The following is a 5984-nucleotide window of genomic DNA, read 5'->3' on the forward strand; positions in this document are numbered from 1 at the left end:
AGAACTCCTCCCGGCGGACGTCGTTCCGCACATGGGATGGAACACGGTCAAGGTTCCCGAGGGCTCCAAGCTCTTCCAAGGCGTGGAAAACGATCGCTTCTATTTTGTGCACTCCTATGGTGTGCAGACCTGGGACTTCGATGTCGTGCAGCCGCGCATGGCGGCACCGCTCGTTACATGGTCCGAACACGGCGGTCCCTTCATCGCCGCAGTGGAAAACGGGCCGCTCTGCGCCACGCAGTTCCACCCGGAAAAGTCTGGCGACGCCGGCGCCCGGCTCCTCCGGAACTGGGTCAACGGCCTCCGCCACCCGCACGGCAGGACCGCCTAGATGTGGTCCATCGTCCTGATGGGACTTGCCGGCCTGCTGGCCGGCGGCGCTCTGTCCTTCAGGCAGCAGAAGAAACCGCTCTGGACGCAGATCGCGTTCTGGGCACTGGCCGGCATGTCATTGCTGGCTGCCTACCTGCTGACCCTGCCTGCGGCCTGAACCGCTGACCGGTCACTGCTTGCCGGACAACCCTTATCGGCCACCCGGCCCCTACTGAACGCCAACTGAGAACTGAGGACCCGAGATGATCAGCCAAACCGATCTGCCGGCACTGGAACTGCTTCCCGCAGTCGACGTCGTGAACGGCCAGGCGGTACGCCTGGTCCAGGGCGAGGCCGGCAGCGAGACGAGCTACGGCACACCGCTGGAGGCTGCCCTGAACTGGCAGCAGCAGGGCGCCGAATGGGTCCATCTCGTGGATTTGGACGCCGCGTTTGGCCGTGGCTCCAATGCCGAACTCCTCCGCGAAGTCGTGGGCCGGCTGGACATCAAGGTTGAGCTCTCCGGCGGTTTGCGCGATGACGAGTCTCTCGAGAAGGCCCTGGACCTGGGCGTGGCCCGGGTCAACCTGGGGACCGCCGCCCTGGAGAACCCCGAGTGGACGGCGCGGGCCATCGACCGGTTCGGTGACCGGATCGCCGTCGGGCTCGATGTGCGGGGAACGACGCTCGCGGGCCGTGGCTGGACCAAGGAAGGCGGAGACCTCTGGGACGTGTTGGGCCGCCTCGAGGAAGCCGGCTGCGCCCGCTACGTCGTCACCGACGTAACCAAGGACGGCACCCTCCAGGGTCCCAACGTTGAACTGCTGCGGCAGATGGTGGAAAAAACCGGAAAGCCCGTGGTGGCCTCCGGCGGCATTTCCAGCCTGGATGACCTCAAGGTCCTGCGCTCCCTGGTGCCGCTTGGCGTCGAGGGCGCGATCGTCGGCAAGGCACTCTACGCAGGCGCGTTCACCCTGCCTGAGGCCCTCGACGTCGCCGGCCGCCGCTAGGCCGGCGCCATGGCAGGACAGGGGCTGACGCCCGGGGAACGGAACGGCGCAACGCACCAGCCGCATGCCCGCAGGCTTCCCGGCCACATCGAGGCAGCCCTGGCGGGCGCGGGCGGCGCCACGGATTCCGCCGGCCAGCCCTGGGCCGGGCGGAGCCTCGCCGGCGATGACGGGAAGATCCACAATTTCGAGGACGACGACGGCATGGCGGACGGCGGATTTCTCGCCGCCGTTGACGCGCTTCTTAGCGGCCGTGGCGATGAAGCCGCCGTTGTTGCGGCGCTGGCCACTGCACGGGTTTTCGTTCCCGTCGTTGCTCAACTGGCGGAGGAAGCCGAAGGCGCCGGCGGGCTGCACGCCGACAAGCAGGCAGACATGGCGCTCGTGACCCTGAAAGCGCCGGACGGCAGGCTGGCGATGCCGGTCTTCAGCTCGTCCGCCGCTTTGACGGCATGGCACCCCGAGGCCCGGCCCGTTGCCGTCTACGCAGCGAGGGCGGCACTCTCGGCTGTGGCAGAGGGAGCGGAATTGCTGGTGGTGGACCCCGGTTCCGACGTGACGTTCGTCGTGAGAAGGCCGGCTGTCTGGTCGCTGGCCCAGCAGCAGCCGTGGGTTCCCGCGTACCGCGATGCCGAACTGGCTGACATGCTCGGCGCGGCGGCGGCGGATTCGCCCGCGGTGCGGCGCCTGGAAATCCTGCCGGGAGATGGCGTGGCAGCCACGACCGCATCCGGCCGCAGGATCTCGGGTGGAGGTCCCGGACCGGAGCTGCGCGTCGTGCTCTACCTGGAGGACGGGCTGGATGCCGCCGGCGTCCAGTCGCTGCTCGCCGGCCTGCAGAATAAGTGGAGCCGGAATGAATTGTTCGGTGAGCGCGTTGACTCGATCGAAATCAAACTAAGGCGCGCCGCGGAGTAACCGCCGGTCCAAGGTCGGTCCGTCCTTATTCTGGCCGGCGGCAGACCGAAGGACCTACCTGTGAATTTCACCCTGTACCGGGAGCTGCTGGCCATCAGGCCCATACGCCGGCTCCTGGCGGTCGGCATGATTGCCCGCATACCCCATTCCGCCGCAGGTGTGCTGCTCACACTGCACATCGTGCTGACCCTGGGGCAGGGGTATGCGGCGGCCGGAACGGCGGCCGCCGTCATGACCATCGGTATTGCCCTGGGCGCCCCCTGGCGCGGCCGCCGTGTGGATACCGTGGGGCTGCGCAGGGCACTGATACCGTCGGTCATATCCGAGACCCTCATCTGGTCCATCGTCCCCCACGTGTCGTACCAGTGGCTGCTGCCGCTGGTGTTCGTGGGTGGCCTGCTGACGCTTCCCATCTTCAGCGTCGTGCGGCAGTCGCTGGGCGTGCTGGCCGACGGCGACCAGCGGCGGACTGCCTTCGCCCTCGATGCCATCAGCACGGAGATGGTATTCATGATCGGGCCGGCGGCGGGAGCGGTAGTGGCCACCAGTGGCCACTCCGTCCTGGGCCTGACGGTCGTCGGCGTCGCCACGTCCCTGGCGGGGCTGTTCCTCATGTGGTTCAACCCGCCCACCCGCAGTGCCGCCCGGACCACCGCCCAAAATGACGCCCATGGAGCGGGCCAGCAGGAGGCAGCCGGGGTGGCGGTAGTGGCTGCTGCACCTGTCCATGGTCAGGAGGCTGCCACCGGGCTGGTACGGTCGTCGGCTGGCATTCGGCGCCCCAAGATGCCGATTCACGGCCTGCAGGGCAAGGTCGCTTCCAGCTTCAGGTGGTTCACCCCCGCTGTGGCAGCCGTGTTCGCGGTCGCCTCCGGGGCAGGAATGGTACTGAGCGGAACCGACGTCGGTATAGTGGCTGCCCTGGAAACCGGGGGCCGCCAGGGGGAGATCGGGATGGTCTTCCTCTTCTGGTGCGCCGCGTCGGTTGTTGGCGGGCTCATTTACGGCGCCCTGCACCGCCCCGTGTCACCGATCCTTCTCCTGACGGGCATGGCCGCCCTGACCATCCCGATGGGGTTCGCCACCGACACGATGACCTTGAGCCTGCTCTCACTCCTCCCGGGCCTGTTGTGCGCGCCGGTCCTTTCATCTGCATCCGAGAAGGTGGCCGACCTCGTCGATGAAGCGCGGCGCGGCGAAGCGATGGGCTGGTACGGATCGGCGCTGACCGCCGGTGTGGCGCTCGGCGCGCCGCTCGCGGGGCTGTTTATCGACGGCGTCGGACCGTGGGGCGGTTTCGTGTCGGTCGGCGCGGGCGGCGTCCTGCTCTGCGCAGTCGGCATAGCCCTGCAGCAGCGCAGGCGCCGCCGGACTGCCGGCCCATAGGGCACCTGCCGAACGCCTCCAGTCAGGGATCGTGCTTCCGAACCGCTTATTCAGAGGGAAGGACGGGAGGAGTCTGGGCTGGCTTGGTGAGCTGTATGACCTCGCTGGCGGTCACGGCCGCGCACTGGAACTCTGCACTGCAGGTCTGCAGGACGACGAACACCACCGCAGCTCCGGGGTCGAACGCGATGACGCGGGGAATGACCCGGATGGTGACGGTTTGGCTTTGCCGGGTGCAGCTCAGTTGTGCGTTTCCGAAACCGTTGGCAATCCGGCCCTCGGTGACTCTCTGGTTTACTTCCACCACGGGCACGGCGATGATGCGGGTGGGGTCGCTGTCACACACGAACGTTACCGGTACGTCGACCGCGGCGCCGTCGGCGACGAGTGTTCCTGGCCCTACGCTTACGAGCGTTGCTGGGGCGGCGTAAGCCGGCGCGGCGATTCCCGTCAGTCCGAGGCTGGCGGCTAAGACGACGGCGAAACGGGTTTTGGTGCCTAACATGGGGTTCTGCCTTTGTGGAAGGGCGGCAACTTATGGCCGACCAGGCGGTGACGGTGTGCAAGCCGGATGCCTGGGTGTACGGGGCGTGGCCCCTGACGGCAGCGCTGCTCAGGACGCAGCCAGACTCAAGCCGGAAAGCCGGCTGGCCGCCGAGCTTACCCACTCTGCCGTGCGGTGACAATACCCAAATCCTTCCGTCTATTCCGCTCATTCCGCTGCCCTGCCGTCGAGGGCAGGCCCGCTCAAACAGAAACGACGGCTTAAACAGAAACGACGGCTTAAACAGAAACGACGGCCGGCCGTCCCTCATGGGCAGCCAGCCGTCGTCGCGGGTTGTTTCCGGGGGTCAGTTCACAGCGCCGGTGTATTTCTCGCCGGGGCCCTTGCCCGGGGCATCGGGAATGATCGACTCTTCCCGGAAGGCAAGCTGCAGGGAACGCAGTCCGTCGCGCAACGGCCCGGCGTGCTGGGAACCGATCTCGGGAGCAGCTGCGGTCACGAGTCCCGCGAGGGCGGTGATGAGTTTGCGGGCCTCATCCAGGTCCTTGAGCTCCTCGGCGTTCTCTTCGGCGGCCAGGCCAAGCTTCACGGCGGCGGCGCTCATGAGGTGGACAGCGGCTGTGGTGATGACCTCGATCGCGGGAACTTCGGAGATGTCCCGGACCTGCTGTGAGACATCAGGCTGCTGGCCGGGGGCCTGGTAAACGTGTGAATTACTGTCTGGAGTGCTCATACTGGTAAGCTTGACACAGACCGACTGGATGTCGTTATTTTGCCGTGTAAGAGACCCATCGCCGCAGTGTGCGGGGATCGGGTATCTTTCTGTAGAATCTATTTCAGTTTGCAAGCGGAGTTCTCTCCCACCCGCGCCAGCCGTTTTTCCTCGCAGTTCCAGAGGGAAGCAAGGTTGCCGGGTAAAGGTCGGGCGTTTCCGGCAGGCACAGTCCTGCGGAAGCGCGTGCAGCCCTGACGGGTATGCACATCCGATCCTCGAGGCCTTCGATTGCTCCGGCAATTGGGGGCCTTCTCTGTTTGCCGGTGGAACACCAATCACAAACACAGGAGCTTTAACATTAGCGAGCCAAGAATCAATGAGCGTATCCGCGTCCCTGAGGTGCGGCTGGTCGGCCCTGCCGGCGAACAGGTAGGAATCGTCCGTATCGAGGATGCCCTGCGTCTGGCTGCCGAGTCCGATCTTGATCTCGTTGAAGTTGCACCTCAGGCCAAGCCTCCGGTGTGCAAGCTGATGGACTTCGGCAAGTACAAGTACGAAGCCGCAGTCAAGGCCCGTGAGGCCCGCAAGAACCAGACCAACACGGTTCTCAAGGAAATCCGGTTCCGCCTGAAGATCGACACCCACGACTACGAGACCAAGCGCGGCCACGCCCTGCGCTTCCTCGGAGCCGGCGACAAAGTCAAGGCCATGATCCAGTTCCGTGGCCGCGAACAGCAGCGCCCCGAAATGGGCCTGCGCCTGCTCCAGCGCTTCGCTGAAGACGTCGCTGAAGTTGGCGTTGTGGAGTCGAGCCCGCGCATCGACGGCCGCAACATGGTCATGGTCATTGGTCCGCTGAAGAACAAGGCTGAGGCCAAGGCAGAGGCCCGCCGGGCAACGCAGCGTGCTGAGGCCAAAGCCCAGAACGAAGCCAAGGCCTCCGGCCGCGTCGACACCTCGGGCGCTGAACAGGCACCCCTGACCCAGTCACTCGCGGACCTGCTGCCGGAAGGCTACCAGGTCAACACCCCGGCTGAGCCGGAGGCCCCGGCAGCAGCAGCTGCTCCGGAAGCTGCCGTCGAAACGCCGGCAGCAGCAGCGGAAGCACCCAAGCAGGAAGCTCCCAAGCAGGAAGCCC

General features: G+C 66.2%; 8 protein-coding genes. 6 read left to right on the forward strand and 2 right to left on the reverse strand.

What is annotated here, in order from left to right; translation table 11 throughout:
- The 5 genes from AC3A3W_RS00220 to AC3A3W_RS00240 all read left to right on the forward strand — a co-directional run.
- On the forward strand, window positions 1–331 hold a 331-nt coding region (locus tag AC3A3W_RS00220; RefSeq protein ID WP_487439885.1), incomplete at its 5' end, for a glutamine amidotransferase-related protein.
- Window positions 332–490 (forward strand): hypothetical protein, encoded by a 159-nt coding sequence (locus AC3A3W_RS00225; protein ID WP_487439886.1) that lies wholly within the window; start codon window positions 332–334, stop codon window positions 488–490.
- Between the two features lie 85 nt (window positions 491–575).
- Window positions 576–1322 (forward strand): bifunctional 1-(5-phosphoribosyl)-5-((5-phosphoribosylamino)methylideneamino)imidazole-4-carboxamide isomerase/phosphoribosylanthranilate isomerase PriA, encoded by a 747-nt coding sequence (gene priA, locus AC3A3W_RS00230; protein WP_215050672.1) that lies wholly within the window; start codon window positions 576–578, stop codon window positions 1320–1322.
- 9 nt (window positions 1323–1331) lie between these two features.
- Window positions 1332–2240 carry an SseB family protein gene (locus AC3A3W_RS00235; protein ID WP_487439887.1) on the forward strand — a complete coding sequence of 303 codons (909 nt, stop codon included), beginning with the start codon at window positions 1332–1334 and terminating at the stop codon, window positions 2238–2240.
- Window positions 2241–2300: 60 nt separating this feature from the next.
- A complete protein-coding gene (locus AC3A3W_RS00240) occupies window positions 2301–3626 on the forward strand; it encodes an MFS transporter (RefSeq protein WP_487439888.1) in 1326 nt (441 codons plus the stop codon).
- Window positions 3627–3672: 46 nt separating this feature from the next.
- On the opposite strand, the gene AC3A3W_RS00245 is transcribed toward AC3A3W_RS00240, so the two are convergent.
- Window positions 3673–4131 (reverse strand): hypothetical protein, encoded by a 459-nt coding sequence (locus AC3A3W_RS00245; protein WP_487439889.1) that lies wholly within the window; start codon window positions 4129–4131, stop codon window positions 3673–3675.
- 346 nt (window positions 4132–4477) lie between these two features.
- Window positions 4478–4864, reverse strand: a complete 387-nt coding sequence (locus AC3A3W_RS00250; RefSeq protein WP_487439890.1) for a DUF1844 domain-containing protein — start codon at window positions 4862–4864, stop codon at window positions 4478–4480.
- A gap of 381 nt (window positions 4865–5245) precedes the next feature.
- Here AC3A3W_RS00250 and infC point away from each other — a divergent pair.
- Window positions 5246–5984, forward strand: a 739-nt coding sequence (gene infC, locus AC3A3W_RS00255) for a translation initiation factor IF-3 (protein ID WP_487439891.1), incomplete at its 3' end; no start/stop codon positions are given.

Source organism: Arthrobacter sp. Soil_N43 (assembly GCF_057655195.1).

Bases quoted from the DNA above. Each gene is read 5' to 3' on its own strand.
- AC3A3W_RS00225 (WP_487439886.1), top strand. From the start codon at position 332: ATGTGGTCCATCGTCCTGATGGGACTTGCCGGCCTGCTGGCCGGCGGC.
- priA (WP_215050672.1), top strand. From the start codon at position 576: ATGATCAGCCAAACCGATCTGCCGGCACTGGAACTGCTTCCCGCAGTC.
- AC3A3W_RS00235 (WP_487439887.1), top strand. From the start codon at position 1,332: ATGGCAGGACAGGGGCTGACGCCCGGGGAACGGAACGGCGCAACGCAC.
- AC3A3W_RS00245 (WP_487439889.1), bottom strand. From the start codon at position 4,131: ATGTTAGGCACCAAAACCCGTTTCGCCGTCGTCTTAGCCGCCAGCCTC.
- AC3A3W_RS00250 (WP_487439890.1), bottom strand. From the start codon at position 4,864: ATGAGCACTCCAGACAGTAATTCACACGTTTACCAGGCCCCCGGCCAG.